This is a genomic window from Pseudolabrys sp. Root1462 (assembly GCF_001426945.1).
In the GTDB taxonomy this organism is placed as follows: domain Bacteria; phylum Pseudomonadota; class Alphaproteobacteria; order Rhizobiales; family Xanthobacteraceae; genus Pseudolabrys.
Window position 1 is genome coordinate 2,247,943 of sequence record NZ_LMFS01000001.1, and the last position, 22,552, is coordinate 2,270,494.

The following is a 22,552-nucleotide window of genomic DNA, read 5'->3' on the forward strand; positions in this document are numbered from 1 at the left end:
GCTATTTCGCCGCCGCCTGCGAGAACGTGCGATGCGCGCCGAGGTCCATGGCCGCAAGCTTGGTCCACACCTCGCCGGCGTCGTCGGCATAGTCAAAGACGCGGAGATCCGACGGGGCGATGGTGCCGGCCTCGACAAGAGCCTCGAGGTTGACGGCCGATTTCCAGAACTGCCGGTCCACCATGATCGTCGCCACCGGCGGCGATTTTCCGGTGATACGCAGGTTCAGTATCTCGAACAGCTCGTCGAACGTGCCGAAACCGCCGGGGAACACCACGAGAGCGTTGGCGCGCATCGCAAGATGCATCTTGCGCACCGAGAAGTAATGGAAGCGGAAGGTCAGTTCCGGCGTGGTGTAGGGATTGGGCCGCTGCTCATGCGGCAATTCGATATTGAAGCCGACCGTCGGCGCGCCGGCGTCATAAGCGCCGCGATTGGCGGCTTCCATCAGTCCCGGGCCGCCGCCGGTGGCAATGACATTGTCGCGCATCAGTCCGGCCGGCCTCAGCGCGCCGCCCTGCTCCGAGGCAATGCGGCCGAAAGCGCGCGCCTGTTCGTACCAGAACGCCTGTCGACCCGGTCCGTTTTCGCGCACGCGCGCCGAACCGAAGACGACGACGGTCGAACGGATGTGCCATTTGGCAAGCCCGGCCTCGGCAGTTTCGAATTCGTGGCGCAGCCGTTCACCGCGCAGGCCGTTGCCCGGCTTGAATTCGGCACAGAGCGCCTCGCCATCCGATTCCTTCTCCGGCATCGCGTTATCGGTCACGTCATTTGATCCCGTCGAACCATGTCTTCCAGTGTGGGACGGCCGTGGCATAGGTGCCGCGATGACTGGTCGGTCCGGTCGAAACCGCCTCGACATCCGGATTGCCGTTGCCGATCGCCTGCTGATAGGTCATCGCCAGCCGGCCCAGCCCCACGCTGATGGCCTCGTCAGCCTCACCGTAATAATTGCGCACGGGCGACTTGATGATCCAGCGATAGGCGGTCGTCTGCGCGACCAACTTGCCATAAGCCGACTGCGCAAAATACTGCGCATCGAAATAGTCCTTCTTGATGAGCTTGTGCAGGTCGGTCGGCACGTCGGCCGCGTTGAACGGCTCGCGCTCATAGGCCTTGCGCGCGGCCTCGTAATACGGCTCGGCGATCAGCGAGCGCGCCAGCCCGGGCACGCCGTAATAATTCTCAAAGGCGAAGGACGACAGGATGAACAGCGAGTTCACCCAGTCAGCATCGTTCTTGCGCGGGAAGCTGAGGAAGCCGTTGAGCGCGACGAAGATATCGACCGGCGCGCTGGCAGTCGCCGCGGCATCGACCTTGACGCCCGCGCTTTCCAGTTTCTCGAGGAAGGCCATGGTGACGAAACCGCCCTGCGACCAGCCGGCGATGAACAGCTTGCTGCTCGTGAGCTTCAGATCCGCCAGCACCGCCCGGCTCGCCATCAGCATGTCGTAAGTCGCCTGCTGATGGCTGGCCTTGACCATGTAGCCTTCCGGCTCCTTCGACGAACCCATGCCGAAATAGTCGGCGCCAATGACGATGTAGCCCTGCCCGGCGAATTGCCCGAGCATCAGCTGCGTCTCCGGCGACTGATCGGGGAACGACGGCACTTGCGTCTTTTCGTACACGGTGCCGTGCTGATACGACACCATCGGAAACGATGTGCCGGCGATATCCGGCACGGCGATCAAGCCGGTCGCCACGATCGGCTTGTTGCCGCGCTCCGGCATGACCGAATTGTACGTCACGCGATAAAGCTTCACGGCGTTCTTCGCCGCGCTGTACTTGACATCGACACCGAAGAATTTCGGCGTATCGCCGGTCAGTACCGTGTTGAGCTTGTCGGCGTCCCAGCGGCCGATGAGCTCGTACTGCACGCCGGAGGCCACCTGCACGGCGCCTGCGCCCTGCGCCGCGGCATGAGGCGCAACGGCACTCAACAAAACGAAGGCAGCCAGCGCCCGGGCGATCATTCGCGTTCTCCGAAGAATAAAGTGTGGCCTCAAGCTGCACGCGCACAGCTTAAATTTCGCTGAACTACGACAAAATACCGGCGTACCGCGCCGATACCTCAACCGACGCTGAGCGCCAGGATCCGGCTCAACTCGCGCTGCGGCCGCTTGGTTTCCTGCGCCCAACTGTTGAACGCTTCCTGCACCGCGTGCAATGCCGCCTTCGAGGTCGCCGGCCTGTCGATGACGCCGTCGCGGATCAGGGCCTTGGTCACGTCGGCCGAGAGGATGAAGGCATCCCAGCCGTTGAAGCGCAGGAAGTACATCGCGGTGGCACCGCCGAGCCTGGAGCCATATTTCTTCAGGTACTCCATGAGGCCGATCTGATCCGACGCCGGCCAGCTCTTGAGAAACGCTGCGAACGAGCCGTGCTCGGCGGCGATGTCGCGGACGAAGCGGGCATTGGCGATCGTCGCCTTGATTTTCGGTCCATTGCGCACGATGCCGGTGTCCTTCATCAGCCGCGCGATATCCCTGGCGCCATAGGACGCGACCTTGTCCGGATCGAATTGGTCGAAGGCCGTCTCGAAGCCCGGCCACTTCTGCTCGACCACGTCCCACGAAAAGCCCGACGAGAAGATCGCCTTGGCCATGCCGGCGAGAAAGCGGTCATCGCCCTGCTTGAGGCTTGCATGCGCGCGCCGCAGCTCGGCGAGCTTGGCTTTGACGCCATCGACGCCGTGATGCTTTTCCGCTTTGGCCAGGATCGTGGCGAATTTGACGTTCGGCATGATGGTCCGCGCAGTATGCCGAAATGCCGTTGCCCGAACAACCGAGGACAACGGCACCGCCGGCGCGGGCCTGCCCGGCTAGTGGCGCCGCCCGGTCATGAAATAAGCCAGAGCCAGCAACGGCAACGCGGCGCCGATCCAGACCACGCCCGGCCAGCCCGCGCCGGCGTAAGCCCAGACGCCAATCGCCGAACCAACGGCGCCGCCCATGAAGAACGTCGCCATGTACAGGCCATTGATGCGCGAGCGCAGGTCCGGGCTGAGCAAAAAGATGGCGCGCTGGCCAAAGACCAGATTGGCCATCACGGCGGCATCGATCAGAATGGCCGCCGCCACCAGGATGGCGCGCGCCGAGGTTGAGCCGTGCTGGGCCAGGAGTGTGACCAGCACTGCACCCGATGTCGTCAGCATCGCGAGAACGGTGCCTGCTCGGCTCCAGCCGCGATCGGCGACCCTCCCCGCAATCGGCGCCGCAACCGCTCCGGCAACGCCGGCCAATGCAAAGAGCGCCACCCCGTTGTGCGTCAGGTGGAAAGCCGGCCCCAGCAACAGCAGCGGCGCCGTGGTCCAGAACAGGCTGAAGACAGCGAACATGGCGGCTTGATACAGCGCGCGCCGGCGCAACAACGGCTCCGTCACCATGAGTCCCAGCATCGAGCGCAACAGTTCGCCATAACCCGGCCGAGTCTGCGGACGGCGCGGCGGCAACGCCCGCGCCAGGACCAGGGCCAGAACGATCATCACACCGGCCGACAGCACAAACACCGCGTGCCACGACAGTAACTCGGTGACAAAGGATGCGATGGGCCGCGCCAGCATGATGCCCAGCGTCAGTCCGCTCATGACATTGCCGACCACCTGCCCGCGCATCTCCGGCGGCGCCAGATGCGACGCATAAGGCACGAGGATTTGCACGGCGATCGAGCCGACACCGACAAAGAATGCAGCCGTCAGGAATAGCATCGCGGACGGCGCCACGGCGGCGGCTAACAGACTGACGATGGCCAGGCCCATCGAGGCCAGTATCAGCAGGCGGTTCTCGACCCGGTCGGCCAACGGCACCACCAGCAACAGTCCGAGCCCGTAGCCGACCTGCGTCACCGTCACGATCAAGCCGGCAGCCTTCGGCGTCATGCCGAGCGTCTGGCTGATCGGCTCGACCAGCGGCTGCGCGTAATAGACATTGGCGGCGATCGCGCCGCAGGCGGTCGCCAGCAGCAATGTCAGCATTGCCGAGATGGCGGGTTTGTCGGCAGGAAAGCAATCGGCAGTCGTCGTCATGGCACGTCCTTATAGGGAAACGATTGTTTCCTTTTTAGTGAAATTTTTTTAGTCGATCATCTTCAGCGCGGTGGCGATGACGGTCTCGACCCCGGTCCTGCTCGGCCGCACCTTGCGAACCAGCCGCAAGCCTTGCAGCAGGCAGAACATTGCGTGACCGACGGCGGCAGCATCGACCTGTGCGGAGATCGAGCCGTCATCCTGACCTTCGCGGATCAAACCGACGAGACGCATCTCGTTGCCCTTGAATGCCTGAGCCACGCGCTCGGCGACATCGGCGTCAACGGTCGCCACTTCGCTGGCGCTGCTAACGACGAGGCAGCCGCGCCGGCCTTCCTCGCCAAGCGACGACTCGGCGTAGAATCTGAGCACCTGACGCAAGCGGTCCCTGGCGGTCCCGGTTTCCGCCAGCGACTTTCTCAGCCTGTCTTCCCTGACCTCGCGATAGCGATCGAACGCGGCGAGGAAAACGGCCTTCTTGTCCTTGAAAGCCTTGTAGATGCTGCCTTCGGCCAAACCCATCGCCTCGGCCAGTTCACCGATCGAGGTGGCGTTGAAGCCGCGCTCGGAAAAGATCCGAACCGCGCCATCGAGCGCAACGTCCATATCAAAAGCGCGCGGCCGGCCGGGGCCGCGCTGAACGGGTGAAGCGAGCGTCTTCGTCATCGCCCTATTATAGGAAACATTCGTTTCCTATTCAAGCCCTCCCCCGCACGCGCATAGACGAATCGATCCTCTCAGACACCGAACCGGACATGGCCGTTCTCGTCGATCGGCCAGGCGGGATTCCAGGCGATTTCCCAGGCATGGGCGTCGGGATCGGCGACATAGCCGCGAAAGCCGCCATGCGCCGGCGCGTCCGCCGGGCGCAGGATATGCCCGCCCGCCGCGGCGAGCCTGTCGATCGTCGGCTGCACGTCGTCCTTGTGGCGGACATTGTGCGCCAGCGCAAAAGCACCCGGCCGCGACCAGCCGCTCCGCATCATATCGCTCTCCAGCGCCGCCGCCTGCCACGTGCTGAGCACGAAGCCGTTCATCTGATAAAAAATGACTTCGGCATTTTCAAACACCGGCACCCAGCCAAACCCTTCGGTATAGAAGCGTCGCGACCGGCCGAGATCGGCAATTCCCAATGTCACCACGGCAATCTGCTGCTGCATCCTGAAACCTCTTCGCAGTGATCTACGCGCTCAATCGGATCGGCTCGAGCCGCTGTTCGGTACTATCAATGCTTCAATGGTCGCCGGCATGAACAAGCCCGCCGCCGCAAGGCCAGCGTGCGGAGCGCGAGTACAAATAAGGGCGGGAGTTGAAGACGTGGCTGCCGTGGCCTGAAGCATCCGAAATCGCGGGTCGTATCGTCGGCTGGCGCGCTCGGCAACCGCTTCGATGTCGGCGACGTCGGCATTGACGAACTGATTCCCGTGTCGCCTGGCGTCGTCGATGATAGATACATACGGCGTGAGTATTTCGTCACGATAGTACCAATGCTTGGCCAGGCTTCTATCAGCCATGACGGTGGCTTCCTCGACACCGGCGCAGAGACCGACCCCGTCGAGCCCACATCCCGTAATTTTAACCGACATGCGACGAATCGGTTTCCCCGGCGCGGCCTGTGATTTGCGGTCTCGCGCGGCGCAACACGAGAAGACATCCCTGCCCTGCGCCGTGGGCCGGCGGCGGCCCTGATATGAAGCCGCCCAATTCCTCTCGCGAGAGGCCGGGCCTTGGCCGACAAGGCAAGCCACCCCGGCTTGCGTGCGCGTGACGCCGGCTTATCTGTGACAGACCGCGACCGGCGCCTGATCGTTCATCCCGCACGACCGCATAGGCGCGAATCCATCGACGACAGGAGAAATGGGAATGACTGCGACGACCGATTACACGCCGCCAAAGGTTTGGACTTGGAATAAGCCCTCGGGCGGCCAATTCGCCAGCATCAATCGTCCTGTCTCTGGGCCCACTCATGAAAAGGAATTGCCGGTGGGCAAGCATCCGCTGCAACTTTATTCTCTCGCGACGCCGAACGGCCAGAAGGTCACGATCATGCTCGAGGAGCTTCTTGCCCTCGGACACAAGAGCGCGGAATACGACGCCTGGCTGATCAAGATCGGCGACGGCGAGCAGTTCGGCTCCGGCTTTGTCGCGGTCAACCCGAACTCCAAGATCCCGGCGCTGTTGGACCGCAGCGGTCCAAAGCCTATCCGTGTTTTCGAGTCCGGCGCCATCCTCACTTATCTCGCCGAAAAATTCGGCGCCTTGCTGCCGAAGGACCCGGCGGCGCGCGCGGAATGCTTCTCCTGGCTGTTCTGGCAGATGGGCTCGGCGCCCTATCTCGGCGGCGGCTTCGGCCACTTCTACGCTTATGCGCCGACCAAGATGGAATATCCGATCGACCGCTTTGCGATGGAAGTGAAGCGCCAGCTCGACGTGCTCGACAAGCGCCTAGCCGAGAGCGAGTACATCGCCGGCCCCGACTACACCATCGCCGACATCGCCATTCTGCCTTGGTACGGCGGCCTGGTGAAGGGCTGGCTCTACGGCGACTCCGCCACCTTCCTGAGCGCGCACGAGTACAAGCACGTCAACCGCTGGGCCGATCAATTGCTGGCGCGGCCGGCGGTGAAGCGCGGCCGCATCGTCAATCGCGTGTCCGGCGATCCGAAGAGCCAGTTGCACGAGCGTCATGACGGTGGCGACTTCGAGTCCAGGACGCAGGACAAGCTGGCGAAGGCGACCTAGGCCCAGGCACTAGCCGCCGGTGTCGTCGGCGGCTTTTCTGGCTTTCTCGGCGGCGTCCTGAGCGTCACGGACGGCAACCGCGGCCTCGGCGCGGCCGGCGGCTTCGTGGCTTCTCGCCATATCGGCAAAGCTTACCACTATCCGCGCGGAGGCCTTCGCCTCGGCGCGGCACTTGAACGCCGCGGGCCAATCGCCTTTGGCCTCGGCCTCGCGCGCGCAACGCGCGAGATCTTCCGTGCTGATGGCGATCTGGTTGGCGGACGCCGCCAGCGACATGGTGAGTTGTGCCTCATTGAGGCTGGCGATGGTGGTGGTGCCCCGATCGTCCATCACCGTTGTGTCCCAATCCAACGGCGCAATCAGGGCTCCGCAATGAAACTGTATGTAATTTCCCAACGCGGTCGCCGATTGATCCATCGTCTCGGTGCTCGATTTCGGTGTCCGGGCGGCCTTTCCCAGTTCGACGCCGTAAGCGACGCCCAACTTGTGCCCAACCTCGAGACCGTCTCCCCACCCCAGACGTTCGTCGCCCGGCCTGAGCACCTCCGGGGTTGGGATCGACAACAGGATGAGAGTTTTGTTCTCGACAGGACTGGTCGCCGAACCGTTGTAACCATCGACCACGCCGCGCAGCCAACCGGGATAGGCGCCCTGGCAGGCGCCGCGATGAAACGCCGGACTATCGCGATCGGCGAGCGCTGCTCCAGCGCTCCAAGCGAACGCGCCGAGCGCGATGATGACCGGGCTCAATCGTCGAATGGCGCTTGGCGCCTGCCCCGTCCGATGCGTCATGCTGGCCACCTTTGATCGTGCTCCGTCTCCTCGCGGAGCCGCCATCATGAGGGCTAGCCGTCGCCACCAGCATTGATCTGCATCAGCCTGAATCGGATACCGGTAACGGTCTCAAGCGGTTTGCGCTTCCGGCGAAATCCGGCGGAGCAGCAGCAGCCGCAACGCGGCGACGTGCGTGATCATCAGGATCGGCACATACAGGATCGGTATCCAGTACGCCGCGCCGAGGGCGCCGGCCGCGCCCGGCAGGTCGAGCCGGACACCGTGGACATAATTGAGGATGAGGTCAGCCGCACCGACGACGTTGAAGGCGACGACGAACATCATGAACAGCGGCCGAACGCGGACACTGAACAGCGCCAGCATCGCCAGCAGTCCGGCCGCGAGATCGCCGTAGGCGGCGGACGCGGCAAAGCCCGGCGGCAGGCCTGGCCCGACCACGCCGGGGACCAGAAAGACCAGACCGAAAAAGCGGAAGCTGTGCAGCGTCGCGATGAGCCGGTGCGCCGCGACCGGATCCATCGCCCGCAGCCGCGGCCAGAGATAGGTGACGAACAGCAGGAGCCACGGCAAATAGCCGAGGGCGAGCTGGATCTGGAAGATGATGGCGGCCGGCATGCGCGTCCTCCCGTTCAGGCGGCGACGCGGGCGATGTACGGCACCTTCCCCGGCGGCACTATCCGCGATAATCTGCGCGATCCATGAAGCAGAACTTCACAATCCGCCAGGGCGCGCTCGACGGCGTCGAGGCCTTTCTCGCCGTCGCCGGCCAGCGCAATTTCCGCAAGGCCGCCGCTGCGCTCGGCGTCACGCCGTCGGCGGTCAGCCAGACCATCCGCGCGCTGGAGACGCGCATCGGCGCCGCGCTGTTCATGCGCACGACGCGCAGCGTCGGGCTGACCGAAGCGGGCGAGCGCTTCCTCGCGCGCGCCAAGCCGGCCTATGAGGAATTGCTGGCGGCGCGCGACGTCGCGCGGGATCTCGGCCAGCGGCCGTCCGGGCTGCTGCGCATCTCGGTGCCGCGCGCCGTCGTGCCGGTGCTGCTCGAACCGCTGATCGCGTCGTTCTGCGAGGCCTATCCGGATGTCGAACTCGAGATCGCGACGCGCGAGGAATTCAGCGATCTGGCCACCGAGGGCTTCGACGCCGGCATCCGCCTCGGCCAGTTCATCGCCGCCGACATGGTCGCGGTGCGGCTGACGCTCCCCTTCCCGCTCATGGTGGTGGCAACGCCGGACTATTTCAAACGCCGGCCGGCGCCACAAAACATCGGCGATCTGCGCGGCCACGCCTGTTTGCGTCTGCGCCGTTCGGACGGATCGCTGGCGCCGTGGCCTTTCGTCGACGGTAACAAGGCAATCGAGACCATCGTCTCCGGCCCTTTCATCGGCCACGATTATCTGACGCTGCTCGGCGCGGCGTTGCGGGGCGTCGGCCTGGCGCAGTTGCCGGCGCCGCTCGTGCGCGGCGCCCTGGCCGACGGCAGACTGCGCGCTGCGCTGTCGCCTTATGCCGTCACCGCGCCCGGGCTGTTCCTTTATCACCCCGGCAAGCGCCAGGTGCTGCCCAAGCTGCGCGCCTTCATCGAGCACGTGCGCTACAGAAGCGAGCGCAAGCCGGCCAAGGCGCCACCGCGGCCTGCGGCACGAAAGTCACAACGATGAGCGCGCGTCGTCTTGTCGCCCTGCGATCGCTTGCAACCTGCGCGGCGCAGAGTTATCTGGCGCCATCATGAAGATGATCGCTTTCAAAATCGCAGCGGCTTTCTTTCAAGGCTGACTCCGGCGCGCTCCTCTCGAGCGCACGACGTCGTTCGCCTGAAAGACATCGCCGGCCGTGCCGTTTCCGGCACCGATGAAGGCCGGCCCGAAAACGAAAGCTATCATCATGCCTCACGCTCCTCACTCAGGGCGCGCGCTCAGCGACGCCCAGATTACTCAATTCATTCGCGAGGGCTTCGTCCGCATCGACAACGCCTTTCCGCGCGCCGCGGCAGCCGATGCGCGGGCGATCCTGTGGCGCGACAGCGGCTGCGATCCGGATGATCCAGCGACCTGGACCCATCCGGTGATCCGGCTCGGCATGTACGACCAGACACCGTTTCTCGACAGCGCCAACACGCGCGTGCTGCACGATGCGTTCGATCAGCTTATCGGCGGCGGCCGCTGGTTGCCCTGCCGCAGCATGGGCACCTTCCCGATCCGCTTTCCGTCGGCCTGCGACCCCGGCGACACCGGCTGGCATGTCGATGCCAGCTTCGGCTGGGACCAGCCCGATTTCATGGAATGGCGCGTCAATGTCGTCTCACGCGATCGGGCCCTGCTCATGTTGTTCCTGTTCTCGGACATTGACGAGACGGATGCACCGACGCGCATCCGCCGCGGTTCGCACCTCGACATCGCACGGCAACTGGCGCCGGCCGGCGACGCCGGCCTGACCTTGCGTGAACTGGCCGCTGACGGCTTTGCCGGATCCGCAGCGCGGCCCGAGACACTGGCCGTCGGTGCAGCCGGCACAGTCTATCTGTGTCATCCGTTCCTGGTACACGCGGCGCAGCCGCATCGCGGCAGCCGCCCCCGCTTCCTGGCGCAGCCACCGTTGTTGCCGAAGGAACCGTTCAGCCTGACGCGCGGCGATCGCGACCTCTCGCCGGTCGAACGCGCGATCCGCGATGCGATCGATGGCCAGTTGTAGGTGTGCGCGAGCGCGAAGATGCGGGCCGCGCGCCCGCCGCCTACATCTCGAACTCGAACTTCACGCTCGGCGCCGATCGCTTGGCCGGCCCGTGATAGACCGCTTCGATATTATTGCCCGCCGGATCGATCACGAAAGCGGCGTAATAATTGGCGTGGTACTTGCGCGTGCCCGGCGCTCCATTGTCCTTGCCGCCGGCGGCAATCGCGGCCTTGTGGAAGGCATCGACCGTGGCGCGATCCTTCGCCTGAAACGCGAGGTGATGCCGCCCGGTCGTCTTGCCGAGCGCCGCCTGGCTGCAGGGGGTCGAGATGAACAATTCGTCGGCCCAGAAATAATCGTCGCCGCTGCCGGCCAGCGGGATCTCCAGCACTTTGAATATCGCTTCGTAGAAGCGCCGCGCGGCGGCAAGATCATCGACCACCAGTTGGATGTGGTCGATCAGGCGGCCGCGGTGAATTTCCATGACTTCCATGAGAGCCTCGCTGATGCGGACAGGGACTTCCCGTGTCTTGCCGCGCCGCGACGGCGGCGCGAAGTCAGCGATTTGCCGCAGGCTTCGATGCCGCGACCGCAGGAAGACGCGCCAGCAGATCCTGGCAACCATGCCGCTTGATGGCACCGGCCGGCGCCGCGTCACAGGACGACTCCGCCGCCTTCAGGCGCGAATCGCAACGACGCGCGAAGATGCGCGCATATGCATAGACATTGGAACCGACGCGGCGGACGGCGGCCTGTTCCCTTCCGGCCGCGGCCGTAGCATCCGCGGCGCCAATGCATTCGCGCAAACCGTCATGCGAATGGGAAAACAGTTCGTTCGCCGGCGATGTAACTGGGAGACTAGCGCGGCCCTTCGACGGCGCGACGAAAACCAGTGGTCCCTATTCCATGCCGACTTATCTCATCAACCACCTGCGCATCCCGGCCGATGTCCCGAACGATGAAGGCTTGACCTATCTCGAGCAGGTCGAGGCGACGGTCGCGCCGTATGGCGGCAAATGGCTGGCGCAGGGACCGGTCGACGTGATCGAAGGCGCCTGGCCGGGCTCGGTCGTTCTGATGGAGTTTCCGGACCGCCATGCCGCGGATGCCTGGTATCACTCAGCCGACTATCAGGCCATCGCGCCGCTGCGCATGCGCAATGCCATCTCCGACCTCGTGCTGATCGACGCCCTGCCCGCCGGGTTCACGATCAAGGGATTTGCCGGCGACATCCGCAAGGCGCTCGCGGGCGTCTGAGCGCGCCGGCCAACTTCCATCGAAGGAAATTGACGTGACCCCACTGAATTGGCGGTTGCTGACCAAGAAACGCGGCAGTTCGACGCAAGGCGTGCCGCCCGGCAAGGAGGACCTCGCCTGGGTCAACAACACCGTCACCCTGATTATTGGCGAGAATGATGCGGTGTTGGTCGATACGTTCCTGCCGTTGCAACAGTCACAGGAACTGGTCGACTGGGTCGCGCAAAGCGGTAAGAACCTCAAGACGATCTATGTGACGCACGCGCATGGCGATCACTATTTCGGCCTGGCGCTGCTGCTCGAACGATTTCCGGCGGCAAAAACGATCGCGGCAAGACCGGTCGCCGAGGCGATCGCGCGGCAAATCGAGCCCGACTTCGTCAAGTCGTTCTGGGAGCCCCGCTTCCCCGGCCAGCTGCCGAAAAAGTTCGCCGCGCCACGTCCCGCCGACAGCGACATCTTCCAGCTCGAGGGCCAGGACCTGCGCATCGTTCCCCTCGGCCACACCGATACCTCGGACACGACGGCCTTGCACATTCCTTCGATCGGTCTGGTGATCGCCGGCGACGCCGTCTACAACGAAACGCATCTTTATCTGGCGGAATGCGATGCGGCGGCGCGGTCGGAGTGGCTACACGCGCTCGACATCATCGAGACGCTGCAGCCCAAGGCGGTCGTCTGCGGCCATGCGGTCACCGACCAGGACGGCTCGCCGCGTCACATCGACGCCACGCGCCGGTATATCCAGGATTTCAACGCCGCGCTGCCGAACAGCGCGAGCCACCTCGATCTCTACAACAAGATGCTGGCGCTCTATCCTGATCGCGTGAACCCAGGCTCGCTCTGGGCCGCGGCAAAGGCCGCCATACCCGCCGGTTAATCACACCTGGGTCAGCAACACCTCGGCCAGGGCCTCGGGCTGCAACCGCGCGACATTGTGCCCGCAATCGAACGCCAGCGTTGACCATTCGGGGTCGCCGCTCAAGCGCGCATGCAGGTCGCGGAACGGACTGCCCTGCCAGCCGAAGGCGCCGATATAAGTCTTGCGCGGCACCTCGCGCCAGCGGCCGCTGAGAGTGGTGGCCTGCAGAAAGGTCGCCATCGGCTGCGGCCGACAGCGTGGGTCCATGGTCGCCGGCGGCACGCAATTGCGGCCGTCGGCCTTGCACCCGGCGACGAAGAGATCGCGAAACTGCGGCGTCGTCAGAGACCACACCGAGTCGCCGGTCTGCGGCACATAGGCATCGACATAGACCAGAGCGCGGATCGGCGCCGGCACCGCATCGGCCGCGCCGCTGACGATCATGCCGCCATAGGATTGGCCGACGAGCACGACCTCCTCGCCCTGCGCCCTCACCGTCTCGACAACCTCGGCGATGTGGCTGTCGAGATTGGCGTCCGGCGCCGGCTTATCGCCGAGCCCGGCCAGCGTCACCGGCACCGCCTTGTGGCCGCGCGCGGTCAGAAATTCCGCGACCTGCTGATAGATCCAGCCGCCCTGCCAACCGCCGGGGATCAGAATGAAAGTGACCATGATGTTCGTTCCCGGCTTCGTCCTAATTCTGAGGTTCGGTCACGAACGGCATGATATCGACGGCGTCGCCGGGAAAGATCGTGAAGTGCGGATGCTGCTCGAACAGTCTGGCCGCGGCGTCGATGCTCTCGGCTTCGACGACGATGTAACCGCAGATATCGTTCTGCGCGTCGCCGATGCCGTCCTTGCTGACGCGCTTGGTCTTGCCGACCATACCCCTGTCGCGAAATGACGCCGCGTTCGCCTCTTCCCACGCCACCCATTGCGGAAGACCGGCGGCGTCAATGGCCTCCTGCTCGGCCTTCGGCATGGCGCGAAACCGCGCGAGGTTTTCGGGCTTCATGGTGTAGATCGCGAGAAAGCGAGGCATGCTGGAGGCTCCGATGAGAGAGTGCGAGCATAAGCAGGCAATTGCTCTGGCTCAATCATCTCCGGCGCGATGCCTGCAGCCCGGGTGAAGTGAAACGCAACCGGCACTTGGTTGGGGCTTACCCGCCATTCGCTTGCCGCACGAGCGCCGGCTTAGTCGGTATCAATCGACGAGTTCGGTTTCGAGAACGTCCCCACGCCTTTGGCCGCCATCACCGCGGCGAACCGCTCGGTAGCGGCCGGGCGACAGACCGTGATGCCGAAGGAACACTTTCGAAAACGCAGCCACGGTCTCGTAGCCGACACGGGTGGCGATCCGCGCGATCCCCTCGTCGCTCGATTCGAGCAGGAACGCGGCCTCCGCCATCCGGCGGCCGATCAGATAGCGATACATGGACTGGCCGACGAGCCTGGTGAAGCGATCCGAGAACGTCGAGCGACCGAGGCCCACGCGTTGCCCGAGATCATCGAGCGTCCAGGGCCGATCCGGCCGTTCATGAATCAACTGAAGCGCGGGTCCGATGTGCGGATCCGCCATCGCGCCAAGCCACCCGCCTTCTCCGGGACCGAGCGACTTGACCCAGCTTCGCAACACCTCGACGAAGAGCACTTCGGTCAGCCGCGATAACGCGACGCCCTGACCGGGACGCTGACGCGCGGACTCGCTCACCATGCGCCGCAGAATCGCTTCGAGCCATTCGCCGTCCTCCGCCGGCTTCAGGAACAGGACGGGCGGCAGTAATTCCAGCACGCTGCCGCGCGAGGGCCGCGCCACCGTGAACTTGCCGCAGATCATCGTCGCGAATGGTTCCGCGCTGCCGCCGTGACGAACGGCGCCAAGATGGGCGGACGATCGATCCAGATCCATGACCGAGAACGGTTTGGTCCCTCGATCCGAAAAAAACTCATGGGGCTGGCCGCGTGAGACGACAACAAAATCGCCCGCAGACATGTGGACTTCTCGTCCGTCTTCGAGCGCGAGTGTCGCCGAGCCCTGACTGAGATAATGAAACAGCGCGTGCGGCCGCTGGGGCAGCGCCAGACTCCATGGACGGCCAAGTTCGAAGTGGAAGAGCAGAGTCCCACCGAGGCGAACGCGATCGAGCACTTCGGCCAGGATGTCCATAACAACAATGCTAATCCGGCGGACGGTTGGACACAATACTCGGACGATTGGGCTCTACCGACGGAAAACTCCCCATACTACGTCGTGCCGAGCCGACGCGTCGTGCGGTCATCTATTTAACAAATCCGCCGATGGAAAAATGCGATTTCGCCGAGACGTTTGTCCATCGCCGGCGCGCGGCCCGTCATCTCAACAGGAGCATTTGATGCGAACTCTTCTCCTCTCCACCGCCGCCGCCATCATGGCGGGAGCGGCCTTTGCCGCCACGCCCGCGCAAGCGGCTAATCTGCCCAAGGGGGCGGCTCACAATATTGTGCTGGTGCATGGCGCTTTCGTTGACCAGACGAGTTGGAAGCCCGTTGCCGACATTCTTACAAAGAAAGGCTACAACGTCACCCTCGTCGAAAATCCGCTCACCTCGCTTGCCGCGGACGTCGATGCCACCAAACAAGCGCTGGCGAAGCAGAATGGCAAGACGGTCCTCGTCGGCCACTCCTGGGGCGGCGTGGTCATCACGCAAGCCGGCAACGATCCGAAAGTCTCGGCGCTGGTCTACGTATCCGCTTTCGCGCCTGACGTAGGACAATCTCTTGCGGCGCTGGCCAAGAGCGGTCCGGCAACCGAAGGTGCCGCGGCGATTCATCCTGACGCCAAAGGAAATCTCTATATCGACCCCAAGGTGTTTCCTTCGGCGGTCGCCGCTGACCTTCCCCCGCAGATCGCCGAACACCTGGCGAACCATCAGCTTCCCTTGAATCACGTGGCGTTCGAGGCGCCGGTTGATACCGCAGCCTGGCGCGACAAGCCGACGTTCTACGTGATCACCACCAAGGACAAGGTGATCGCACCCCAGGCGCAGAAGTTCTTCGCCACCGAGATGAAGGCCCAGACGACGGAAGTCGCCGGCAGCCATGCTTCGCTCGTCGTTCACGCCAAGGAAGTCGCCGCGGTGATCGAGAAGGCCGCGCTCGCGGAATAACAAGACCGCTCCCGGCACTCTTGTGTCGGGAGCCGCCCGTCTGCGCCACAACCGTTTCGCCCGATTATTTCATGCCCAGCATCCAGAGGATGTCATGACCGAACTCGCCGTCACGAGCCAGGCAGTCGCCACGCTTGAAACCGCGCCAACGCGTTACGTCGAAGGCCGCGGAATCCGCTTCGCCTATCGCCGCCTCGGCCCGTCGGCCGGAACGCCGCTGGTTCTCCTGCAGCACTTCTCCGGCAACATCGATGCGTGGGATCCCGCCGTCGTCAACGCCCTCGCCGCCCATCGTCCCGTGATCGTCTTCGACAACGCCGGAGTCGGCCGCTCAACGGGTCAGACGCCCGACAATGTCGAGGCGATGGCGCGAGACGCCGTCAACTTCATCAACCTGCTCGGCCTCACCGAGGTCGACCTGCTGGGCTTTTCTCTCGGCGGCTTCATCGCCCAGCAGATCGCCGCCGAGCACGGGCCGCTGGTCCGCAAGCTCATCCTCGTCGGCACCGCGCCAAAAGGTGGAGAGGAACACTTGCTGGCGGTTCTCCAGGAGGCGTTTTCCCAAACCGATGCGCCGGACCCTCGCCTGCCGCTGTTCTTCACGAAGTCGTCCGCCAGCCAGTCGGCGGGCCTGGCGTTCCTGAAGCGGGCAAAGGCGCGCAAGGACGATCGGGACACCGATAACGGCAGCGCGGTGACCGATCCGCAGGCCAAGGCGCTGATCACTTGGTGCGCCACACCCGATCCCGAGCACGCCACACTGCGCGCCATCCGCCAGCCCACGCTGGTGGTCAGCGGCAGCGACGACACGATGCTGCCGGCGAACAACGCCTACGCCATGTTCAAGGCGCTCAGCAATGCTCAGCTCGCCCTTTATCCGGACTCAGGACACGGCGCCCTGTTCCAGCATCACGAGATGTTCGTCAACCACGTCCAGACCTTCCTGGACGCACCATAGATGACCACATGATCGCGGCGCGTTCCGACGCAGGTGCCCGCCTTATCCATGCGAGTTGTTGCGGAGGACAATATGGCAATTGCGAAGTTCGAAGTGGAACGTTTCAGTCTTACAAGCTCAAAGTCATTCGACGCTGTTGTGGCCGCGCTCAAGTCGGCGGTCGGGCAACCTGACATCGTCGAATTTTTCAAGGCTACGGAGGCGGCCAGTTCATTCCCGGATCTGGAGCGCGTTGTGCAGGGCGCCCTCGGCCGCACGGGTTTGATGCTCTTCGCGGAATTCGATTTGGGCGGTATTTTGCGCCGTGAAAGCGGATCCAAGACGCCCAAGATCGTACGGCTTGTGGTGGGCAATCCACTCATCATGAAGGAAATGGCCAAGCACGTTCCCGATGCCGGATCTTACGCGCCGGTTACGATCCTGGTCGATGAACGTACCGATGGCGTGCACGTCTCCTACGACAAGATGGAGAGCTATCTGCTGCCTTATGGCAGTCCGGACGCACTCGCCGTCGCCCGCAATCTCGACGCGAAGATCACCACCTTGCTGCAGGAATGCACGAGATAGCACGACCCTCCCGGGCAGGCGCGCTAGGGCTAGCCGCAGATCTCGTTCGCTTCCCCTCAGGCCAGCCATTGTAGGATGCCGGCGCATCGGCGGCGGCCTGCTCCGCCTCCGGCAAAGCGCGAAAGCGTAGTCCGGGTGACGCAAAGCGCAACGCGGGATTGATGCCCGCGCGCCCCACCCCGACGGAAGCGAAAGCGCTCGACTGGCGTGACGATCGTCACGCCGTCCATTCCTTCCGCAGGATGGCGTACTGCATCGTGTTCTCGAATTTCGGGGCTCCTTCGTCATCGGTCGTGAAAGAGACAAACTCTTTGAACAGCCCCTCCTTCCTCATGCCCAATCGTTCGCACAGGCGCCGCGAGGGGATGTTGTCTTCCTCGACATAGGCGTAAAGCCGCCGGGCACCTTTTGCCGTGAACAAATGCGAGAATAGAGCCCGCCCGGCCTCGGAGGCATAACCGGCGCCGCCAAAATCCGCGTTGAAATTCCATCCGACGGAGTACGTATCGGGAGGTTCATGGACGCAGAACAGATCGCCGATCAGCCCGCCGGAACTCCGCAGGCACACAGCGACATGCTCGTCGCTCTTGCTCCGCGTCTCCACTTCGGCTCGAGCCGCCTCGATATCCGCAAGCCTGAGAGAGAAGAAGCAGCTCGGCCTCGGTTGCCGCAGATATGCGAACAGATCGGCCGCATCGCCGAGCCTGAAATTTCTCAGGGTCAGCCGCTCGGTCTCGATGATGTCCATTCGAACTTCCTGTCGGCTCCCGTCGGAGAAAGGCGCGCGGTCCGTCGAAGCCAGCCGCTTGTCGGCATCAGGATGGACACGCGCAGGTGACGAAAGCATGACCGGGTTCGATGCCGGACATGCACGGTCGAGCGCCGCAGGCTTCCAGGCACGGCGCTATTGCGTCACAGAATCCGGCGACTCGACGTCAGCTATCATTGACGGCGCGGCCACGGTTCGCGAGGCACCAAGGCCTCGCCCCCTCACTCCCACTCGATCGTCCCCGGCGGCTTGCTCGTCACGTCATACACCACGCGGTTGACGCCCTTGACCTCGTTGATGATGCGCGTCGCCACCATGCCGAGAAAGCGCATGTCGAACGGGAAGAAGTCGGCGGTCATGCCGTCCACCGATGTCACGGCGCGCAGGCCGACCACATATTCGTAAGTGCGGAAGTCGCCCATGACACCGACCGTCTTTACCGGCAGCAGCACGGCGAAGGCCTGCCAGATGTCGTCATAAAGTCCGCAGCGGCGGATTTCCTCGATATAGATTTCATCGGCGAGCCGCAGGATATCGAGCTTCTCCTTGGTGATCGCACCGGGCACGCGGATGGCGAGACCGGGCCCCGGGAACGGATGGCGACCGACGAACGATTCCGGCAGGCCGAGTTCGCGGCCAAGCGCCCTCACCTCGTCCTTGAACAGTTCGCGCAGCGGCTCGACGAGCTTCATGTTCATGCGCTCGGGCAGACCGCCGACATTGTGGTGCGACTTGATCGTCACCGACGGGCCGCCGGTGAATGAAACGCTTTCGATCACGTCGGGATAGAGCGTGCCCTGCGCGAGGAATTGCGCGCCGCCGATCTTCTTGGCTTCGGCCTCGAACACGTCGATGAACAATTTGCCGATGGTCTTGCGCTTGACCTCCGGATCGTCGACGCCTTCGAGCGCCTTCAGGAAGGTGTCGCTGGCATCCACATGGACCAGCGGGATGTTGTAACTGTCGCGGAACATCGCGACCACCTTCTGCGCCTCGGCGAGCCGCATCAGGCCGTGATCGACCAGCACGCAGGTGAGCTGATCACCGATCGCCTCGTGGATCAGCACAGCGGCAACCGCGCTATCGACGCCGCCGGACAGGCCGCAGATCACCTTGCCGTTGCCGACCTGGGCGCGGATCTTCTCGATCGCCTCGTCCTTGAAGGCACGCATGGTCCAGTCGCCGGTGAGCCCGGCGATCTTGCGCACGAAGTTGCGCAGCAGCGCCGCGCCGTGCGGGGTGTGCACCACCTCGGGATGGAATTGCATGGCGTAGAATTTGCGCGCGTCGTCGCCGATGATCGAGATCGGCGAGCCCGGCGCCTTGCCGAGCACACGGAAGCCCTCGGGCAATTCGGTGACGCGGTCGCCGTGGCTCATCCACACCGGGTATTTTTCGCCCTTCACCCAGACGCCCTCGAAGAACGGGCTGTCCGCCGTGATCTCGACTTCGGCGCGGCCGAATTCGCGGTGGTGGCCGGCCTCGACTTTGCCGCCGAGTTGCTGCGCCATGGCCTGCTCGCCGTAGCAGATGCCAAGCACCGGCACGCCGGCGTCATAGATCGCCTGCGGCGCCAGCGGCGCGTTCTTGTCGAGGACCGAAGACGGCCCGCCGGACAGGATCACGGCCTTGGGCCGCATCCGGCGGAACGCCTCTTCGGCCTTCTGGAACGGGACGATCTCCGAGTAGACCTTCTCCTCGCGCACCCGGCGGGCAATGAGCTGGGTGACCTGCGAGCCGAAATCGACGATCAGGACCTTGTCGTGATCGGGATGGTTGGGATCGATGGCGGACGGTGCGGGTTTGGCTGGGTTCATCCCCTGAATTAAGCAAGTCGCGGGCCCGCCGCAATGGGCCAAAACGGCCTTCCACCGGCTCTTTCCTTGACCGCGCAGGGCAAAGCCGCCCATTTCGGCAGCGCGCGCCTTTTACCGGCTCGCTGGTTGCGCCCGCTCAGGCCTTGCTCTGGCGCCGGTCTTCGCCCGCGCCAGCGGCTTGGCCTTCGTGGCGGCCTTGGCCTTGTTGAACGCCACCGCTTCACGGACCAGCGCCTTCAGCGCCGCCGCGTTGATCCTGTCGCCCTCGTGAAAATCGATGGCGCGGCGGAGATTACCGTCGAGGCTCGCGTTGAACAGGCCGGAGGGATCCTTCAGCCTGGCGCCGTGAGCGAAGGTCATCTTCACCGCGCTTTTGTAGCTCTCGCCAGTGCAGATGATGCCGGCACATTCCCACACCGGCACGCCCATCGGGTTCGACGGCTTGCGCCATTTCACCGTTTCGACCACATCGGGACAGGCTTGTTTGATGATCTGCCGGATCGTCCCCAGCATTTCACCACGCCAGCCGCCGAGCTTCTCGATCTTGGCGTCGATCAATTGCGACGGCGACGCTTCCTTCGCAGATGCCCGCTTTGCCATGTCCGTTCGTCCTCAGGCGCGTGATCGTCCGGTCACATAGGGCAATACGAACATATAAAGCCCGGTGAACAGGAGCAGAAACAGCGGCACCAGCGGCGCATAGACGATCACGGCCGGCGGCGTGCCCACCGCCATGGCGGCGAAATTCGCGATGACGGTCAGCGTGAAGATGATCGATATCCAGCGGTGAAACTGTCGAATGCTCGTATTCCAGTTCAAATGCGCCTCCTTCGCTATGTGGCGTGCAACAGGTCAGGCGCCGCGCGCCACTACCTCTTCCAGTTTGTTGAAGAACTGCTGCCAGCCGACCTTGGCGCCGCCGAAGGCCTGCTTCTGCTCGGGACGGAATCCCGCTTGCTCCATGCGCAGATGCGTGCCCGCGGTAGTCGGCGTCAGCGTGAAGGTGACGACGCTCTTCAGCGCATACGCCGGATCGTCATTCACGAAATCCCACGTGTAAGAGAGCGTGCGCCCCGGCTCGATCGCGAGCACCTCGCAGTCGAGCACGCCGCCCCAGTCGCCGCGCAGGTTGAAACGATGGCCGACGACCGGCGCGAAATCGTTCTTCATCAGCCACTCTTCGATCAGATGCGGCTGCGTCAGCGCCCGCCACAGTTTGTCCGGCGCGTGCGGGAATTCGCGTTCGACGACGACGGTGCGGATTTCGGCCGTGGCTTCGTTCATTGGTCCATCCTTTTGAGCAGATCGCCGAGATCGTCGAAGCGCTTGTGCCAGAAGCCGGCCATCTCGCGGGTCCAGTCGACCAGCGGCGCCAGGGCGTCGAGTTGCGCGGCGTAATGCGTCTGCCGCCCTTCATGACGGAGGTTCACAAGTCCGGCCTGTTTGAGAACGGCGAGATGCTTGGAAACCGCCGGCTGCGAAATGCCAGCATGCAAGGTCAGCGCCGCGACAGTCTGCTCGCCGTCACGACACAGGCGCTCGAACAGCGCCCGCCGCGTCGGATCGGACAGAGATTTGAAGATGACGTCTTGGGGCTCGGACATGACCAATCAATAACCCGTTGGTTATGATTGATCGATAACCCAATGGCTATGGGTTCGTCAAGCGGCTCAGCGGTCGATGATGCGGCCGACGAACGGGATCTTGCCGACCCATGAGCCGCCGTTGGCGTATTGCTCCGACGGCACGCTGCCGGGCGGCACCGGATGGTCGCCACCTTCCCGCACCGGCTCGGGACGTCCCGAAACCTCAACGGCCGGCGGCAGCGGCGCGGCGGCAGGCGGCACCGCGGGCGGCTGATTGACGGCCCAAGCCGGCTGCAGCACGGGCTCGCCGGGTTTCGATGGCACCACGGGCTTCACGTCATCCTTGCCCAGATCGGCCTTCGCCGTTTCCGGCTTGATCGTTTCCCGTGGGGTCGGCTCGATGTTCACCGGCTCGGCCTTCGCTACTTCCGGTTTGATGACCGGCTTTGGACGAACGGCCGCCGGCTCGGCTATCTTTGCTTCGATGGCTTTAGCCTCGAGGGCTTTGGATTCGGTGGCCTTGGATTCTATTGCCTTGGTCTCGGCCTGCTGATCGACCAGCGCCTGGCGCACGGCGTCAAGCCAACGCGAATCCGACATGCCGCCTGGGTGCGTCTCGGCCTCCGGCGCGACGGCCACTGCCTGCGGCGCGGCAACCGGTTTTTTCTCGACGATCGCGGGGCGCAGTTCGTTCTTGGCCGCGTCCTTGCTGGGCTCCTTGGCCGCTTCCTTCACCGGCTCCTTGGCAATCGGCTTGGGCGCATCCTTCGCCGCAGCGACCGGAACCTTGGCCACGGACTGCGGCTTCGCCGCCACCGCGACCGATTTGTCGGCATCGAGCAGCGCCTTGAAGGCGGCGTGCGCGTCGGGATCGACCGCGCCGCAGTTGTTCTCGAAGGACTCGATGTCGCGCTTGACCAGCATGCGCCGGGTCGCGGCATCGACGTTCTTGTCCAGCATCTGCACGATCGAGGCGCGCAGGTTGGCGCAGGTCGTCTCCGGCGCGAAGTTGGCGCGGTACAGCGAATAGCCCGAGGCCAGCGCCAGCGGCACGCCGATCAGCGTGCTGATGGCCTGGAAGCCCGAGACGAAACGGGTGAAATGTGAGCCCGACTTGATGGGGTGGTGTGCGATCCCGACAGCGTGATGGTCGGCTGCCGGATGCGACGCCTCGCCGCCACGCCCGTTGGCGTGAAATGTGGGCTCGCGCCTTTCCGACAGTGTCACGTCAAAATCCCCAAACCGACCGTTAGAGCGATGAAACACCGAATCTTCGCGAGGTTTTTTGGCCGGGATTGCGGCGCAATCGAGGAATTCCCATCATCAAGGCATTATAACAGGCCGTACTGTTAC

General features: G+C 64.1%; 28 protein-coding genes. 8 read left to right on the forward strand and 20 right to left on the reverse strand.

Features of this window, described 5'->3' with window-relative positions; all coding sequences use genetic code 11:
• Nucleotide 1 precedes the first annotated feature (1 nt).
• The 7 genes from ASD45_RS11025 to ASD45_RS11055 form a co-directional block, all read right to left on the reverse strand.
• On the reverse strand, nucleotides 2-754 hold the full coding sequence (locus ASD45_RS11025; RefSeq protein ID WP_056912720.1) for an LOG family protein: 753 nt from the start codon (nucleotides 752-754) through the stop codon (nucleotides 2-4).
• A 16-nt stretch (nucleotides 755-770) separates the two neighbouring features.
• The gene (locus ASD45_RS11030) at nucleotides 771-1,976 is read right to left on the reverse strand and encodes a prolyl oligopeptidase family serine peptidase (protein WP_056911523.1); all 1,206 of its coding nucleotides are present in this window, start codon (nucleotides 1,974-1,976) and stop codon (nucleotides 771-773) included.
• A gap of 98 nt (nucleotides 1,977-2,074) precedes the next feature.
• On the reverse strand, nucleotides 2,075-2,746 hold the full coding sequence (locus ASD45_RS11035) for a DNA-3-methyladenine glycosylase I (RefSeq protein ID WP_056911524.1): 672 nt from the start codon (nucleotides 2,744-2,746) through the stop codon (nucleotides 2,075-2,077).
• 78 nt (nucleotides 2,747-2,824) lie between these two features.
• On the reverse strand, nucleotides 2,825-4,027 hold the full coding sequence (locus ASD45_RS11040; RefSeq protein WP_056911525.1) for an MFS transporter: 1,203 nt from the start codon (nucleotides 4,025-4,027) through the stop codon (nucleotides 2,825-2,827).
• A gap of 48 nt (nucleotides 4,028-4,075) precedes the next feature.
• Complete coding sequence (locus tag ASD45_RS11045; protein ID WP_056911526.1) at nucleotides 4,076-4,693, reverse strand: TetR/AcrR family transcriptional regulator; 618 nt, start codon at nucleotides 4,691-4,693, stop codon at nucleotides 4,076-4,078.
• A gap of 71 nt (nucleotides 4,694-4,764) precedes the next feature.
• Nucleotides 4,765-5,187, reverse strand: a complete 423-nt coding sequence (locus tag ASD45_RS11050; RefSeq protein ID WP_056911527.1) for a VOC family protein — start codon at nucleotides 5,185-5,187, stop codon at nucleotides 4,765-4,767.
• A gap of 30 nt (nucleotides 5,188-5,217) precedes the next feature.
• Entirely contained in the window at nucleotides 5,218-5,613 is a 396-nt protein-coding gene (locus tag ASD45_RS11055; RefSeq protein WP_056911528.1) for a hypothetical protein, read from the reverse strand.
• A 277-nt stretch (nucleotides 5,614-5,890) separates the two neighbouring features.
• On the opposite strand from ASD45_RS11055, the gene yghU reads away from it, so the two are divergent.
• Nucleotides 5,891-6,769: a glutathione-dependent disulfide-bond oxidoreductase gene (gene yghU / locus ASD45_RS11060; RefSeq protein ID WP_056911529.1), complete on the forward strand. Its 879-nt coding sequence runs from the start codon at nucleotides 5,891-5,893 to the stop codon at nucleotides 6,767-6,769.
• Between the two features lie 9 nt (nucleotides 6,770-6,778).
• Here the strand turns inward: yghU and ASD45_RS11065 are convergent, their stop codons facing one another.
• On the reverse strand, nucleotides 6,779-7,609 hold the full coding sequence (locus ASD45_RS11065) for a hypothetical protein (protein WP_156380804.1): 831 nt from the start codon (nucleotides 7,607-7,609) through the stop codon (nucleotides 6,779-6,781).
• Between the two features lie 63 nt (nucleotides 7,610-7,672).
• Nucleotides 7,673-8,179: a hypothetical protein gene (locus tag ASD45_RS11070; protein WP_056911531.1), complete on the reverse strand. Its 507-nt coding sequence runs from the start codon at nucleotides 8,177-8,179 to the stop codon at nucleotides 7,673-7,675.
• An 83-nt stretch (nucleotides 8,180-8,262) separates the two neighbouring features.
• On the opposite strand from ASD45_RS11070, the gene ASD45_RS11075 reads away from it, so the two are divergent.
• Together ASD45_RS11075 and ASD45_RS11080 are read left to right on the forward strand one after the other, a co-directional pair.
• Nucleotides 8,263-9,225 carry a LysR substrate-binding domain-containing protein gene (locus tag ASD45_RS11075; protein ID WP_056911532.1) on the forward strand — a complete coding sequence of 321 codons (963 nt, stop codon included), beginning with the start codon at nucleotides 8,263-8,265 and terminating at the stop codon, nucleotides 9,223-9,225.
• A gap of 223 nt (nucleotides 9,226-9,448) precedes the next feature.
• A complete protein-coding gene (locus tag ASD45_RS11080) occupies nucleotides 9,449-10,255 on the forward strand; it encodes a phytanoyl-CoA dioxygenase family protein (protein ID WP_056912721.1) in 807 nt (268 codons plus the stop codon).
• A 40-nt stretch (nucleotides 10,256-10,295) separates the two neighbouring features.
• Here the strand turns inward: ASD45_RS11080 and ASD45_RS11085 are convergent, their stop codons facing one another.
• Nucleotides 10,296-10,730, reverse strand: coding sequence for a VOC family protein (locus ASD45_RS11085; protein ID WP_056911533.1), 435 nt, complete (start codon nucleotides 10,728-10,730; stop codon nucleotides 10,296-10,298).
• Nucleotides 10,731-11,143: 413 nt separating this feature from the next.
• On the opposite strand from ASD45_RS11085, the gene ASD45_RS11095 reads away from it, so the two are divergent.
• Together ASD45_RS11095 and ASD45_RS11100 are read left to right on the forward strand one after the other, a co-directional pair.
• On the forward strand, nucleotides 11,144-11,494 hold the full coding sequence (locus tag ASD45_RS11095) for a DUF1330 domain-containing protein (protein ID WP_056911535.1): 351 nt from the start codon (nucleotides 11,144-11,146) through the stop codon (nucleotides 11,492-11,494).
• Nucleotides 11,495-11,528: 34 nt separating this feature from the next.
• Nucleotides 11,529-12,374, forward strand: coding sequence for an MBL fold metallo-hydrolase (locus tag ASD45_RS11100; RefSeq protein WP_244485300.1), 846 nt, complete (start codon nucleotides 11,529-11,531; stop codon nucleotides 12,372-12,374).
• Here ASD45_RS11100 and ASD45_RS11105 read toward each other — a convergent pair whose 3' ends face one another.
• The 3 genes from ASD45_RS11105 to ASD45_RS11115 all read right to left on the reverse strand — a co-directional run bounded on the left by ASD45_RS11105 (nucleotide 12,375) and on the right by ASD45_RS11115 (nucleotide 14,523).
• Entirely contained in the window at nucleotides 12,375-13,028 is a 654-nt protein-coding gene (locus ASD45_RS11105; RefSeq protein ID WP_056911536.1) for an alpha/beta hydrolase, read from the reverse strand.
• A gap of 22 nt (nucleotides 13,029-13,050) precedes the next feature.
• Nucleotides 13,051-13,398, reverse strand: coding sequence for a hypothetical protein (locus ASD45_RS11110; protein WP_056911537.1), 348 nt, complete (start codon nucleotides 13,396-13,398; stop codon nucleotides 13,051-13,053).
• A gap of 162 nt (nucleotides 13,399-13,560) precedes the next feature.
• A complete protein-coding gene (locus ASD45_RS11115; protein ID WP_056911538.1) occupies nucleotides 13,561-14,523 on the reverse strand; it encodes an AraC family transcriptional regulator in 963 nt (320 codons plus the stop codon).
• Nucleotides 14,524-14,728: 205 nt separating this feature from the next.
• On the opposite strand from ASD45_RS11115, the gene ASD45_RS11120 reads away from it, so the two are divergent.
• From ASD45_RS11120 to ASD45_RS11130, 3 genes are all read left to right on the forward strand, one after another.
• The gene (locus tag ASD45_RS11120) at nucleotides 14,729-15,502 is read left to right on the forward strand and encodes an alpha/beta hydrolase (RefSeq protein WP_056911539.1); all 774 of its coding nucleotides are present in this window, start codon (nucleotides 14,729-14,731) and stop codon (nucleotides 15,500-15,502) included.
• A 94-nt stretch (nucleotides 15,503-15,596) separates the two neighbouring features.
• Nucleotides 15,597-16,460 carry an alpha/beta hydrolase gene (locus ASD45_RS11125; RefSeq protein ID WP_056911540.1) on the forward strand — a complete coding sequence of 288 codons (864 nt, stop codon included), beginning with the start codon at nucleotides 15,597-15,599 and terminating at the stop codon, nucleotides 16,458-16,460.
• 72 nt (nucleotides 16,461-16,532) lie between these two features.
• Entirely contained in the window at nucleotides 16,533-17,027 is a 495-nt protein-coding gene (locus ASD45_RS11130; RefSeq protein WP_056911541.1) for a DUF302 domain-containing protein, read from the forward strand.
• 217 nt (nucleotides 17,028-17,244) lie between these two features.
• Here the strand turns inward: ASD45_RS11130 and ASD45_RS11135 are convergent, their stop codons facing one another.
• The 7 genes from ASD45_RS11135 to ASD45_RS11165 form a co-directional block, all read right to left on the reverse strand.
• The gene (locus ASD45_RS11135; RefSeq protein ID WP_056911542.1) at nucleotides 17,245-17,775 is read right to left on the reverse strand and encodes a GNAT family N-acetyltransferase; all 531 of its coding nucleotides are present in this window, start codon (nucleotides 17,773-17,775) and stop codon (nucleotides 17,245-17,247) included.
• A 242-nt stretch (nucleotides 17,776-18,017) separates the two neighbouring features.
• Complete coding sequence (guaA, locus tag ASD45_RS11140; RefSeq protein ID WP_056911543.1) at nucleotides 18,018-19,613, reverse strand: glutamine-hydrolyzing GMP synthase; 1,596 nt, start codon at nucleotides 19,611-19,613, stop codon at nucleotides 18,018-18,020.
• A 111-nt stretch (nucleotides 19,614-19,724) separates the two neighbouring features.
• A complete protein-coding gene (locus ASD45_RS11145; RefSeq protein WP_056911544.1) occupies nucleotides 19,725-20,213 on the reverse strand; it encodes a DUF1801 domain-containing protein in 489 nt (162 codons plus the stop codon).
• Nucleotides 20,214-20,225: 12 nt separating this feature from the next.
• Nucleotides 20,226-20,432, reverse strand: a complete 207-nt coding sequence (locus tag ASD45_RS11150; RefSeq protein WP_056911545.1) for a hypothetical protein — start codon at nucleotides 20,430-20,432, stop codon at nucleotides 20,226-20,228.
• Nucleotides 20,433-20,465: 33 nt separating this feature from the next.
• Nucleotides 20,466-20,897, reverse strand: a complete 432-nt coding sequence (locus ASD45_RS11155; protein ID WP_056911546.1) for an SRPBCC domain-containing protein — start codon at nucleotides 20,895-20,897, stop codon at nucleotides 20,466-20,468.
• Nucleotides 20,894-21,217, reverse strand: a complete 324-nt coding sequence (locus ASD45_RS11160; protein ID WP_056911547.1) for a metalloregulator ArsR/SmtB family transcription factor — start codon at nucleotides 21,215-21,217, stop codon at nucleotides 20,894-20,896. The genes ASD45_RS11155 and ASD45_RS11160 overlap by 4 nt, the downstream gene beginning before the upstream one ends.
• Before the next feature lie 66 nt (nucleotides 21,218-21,283).
• Complete coding sequence (locus ASD45_RS11165; RefSeq protein ID WP_056911548.1) at nucleotides 21,284-22,426, reverse strand: hypothetical protein; 1,143 nt, start codon at nucleotides 22,424-22,426, stop codon at nucleotides 21,284-21,286.
• Between the last annotated feature and the right edge of the window lie 126 nt (nucleotides 22,427-22,552).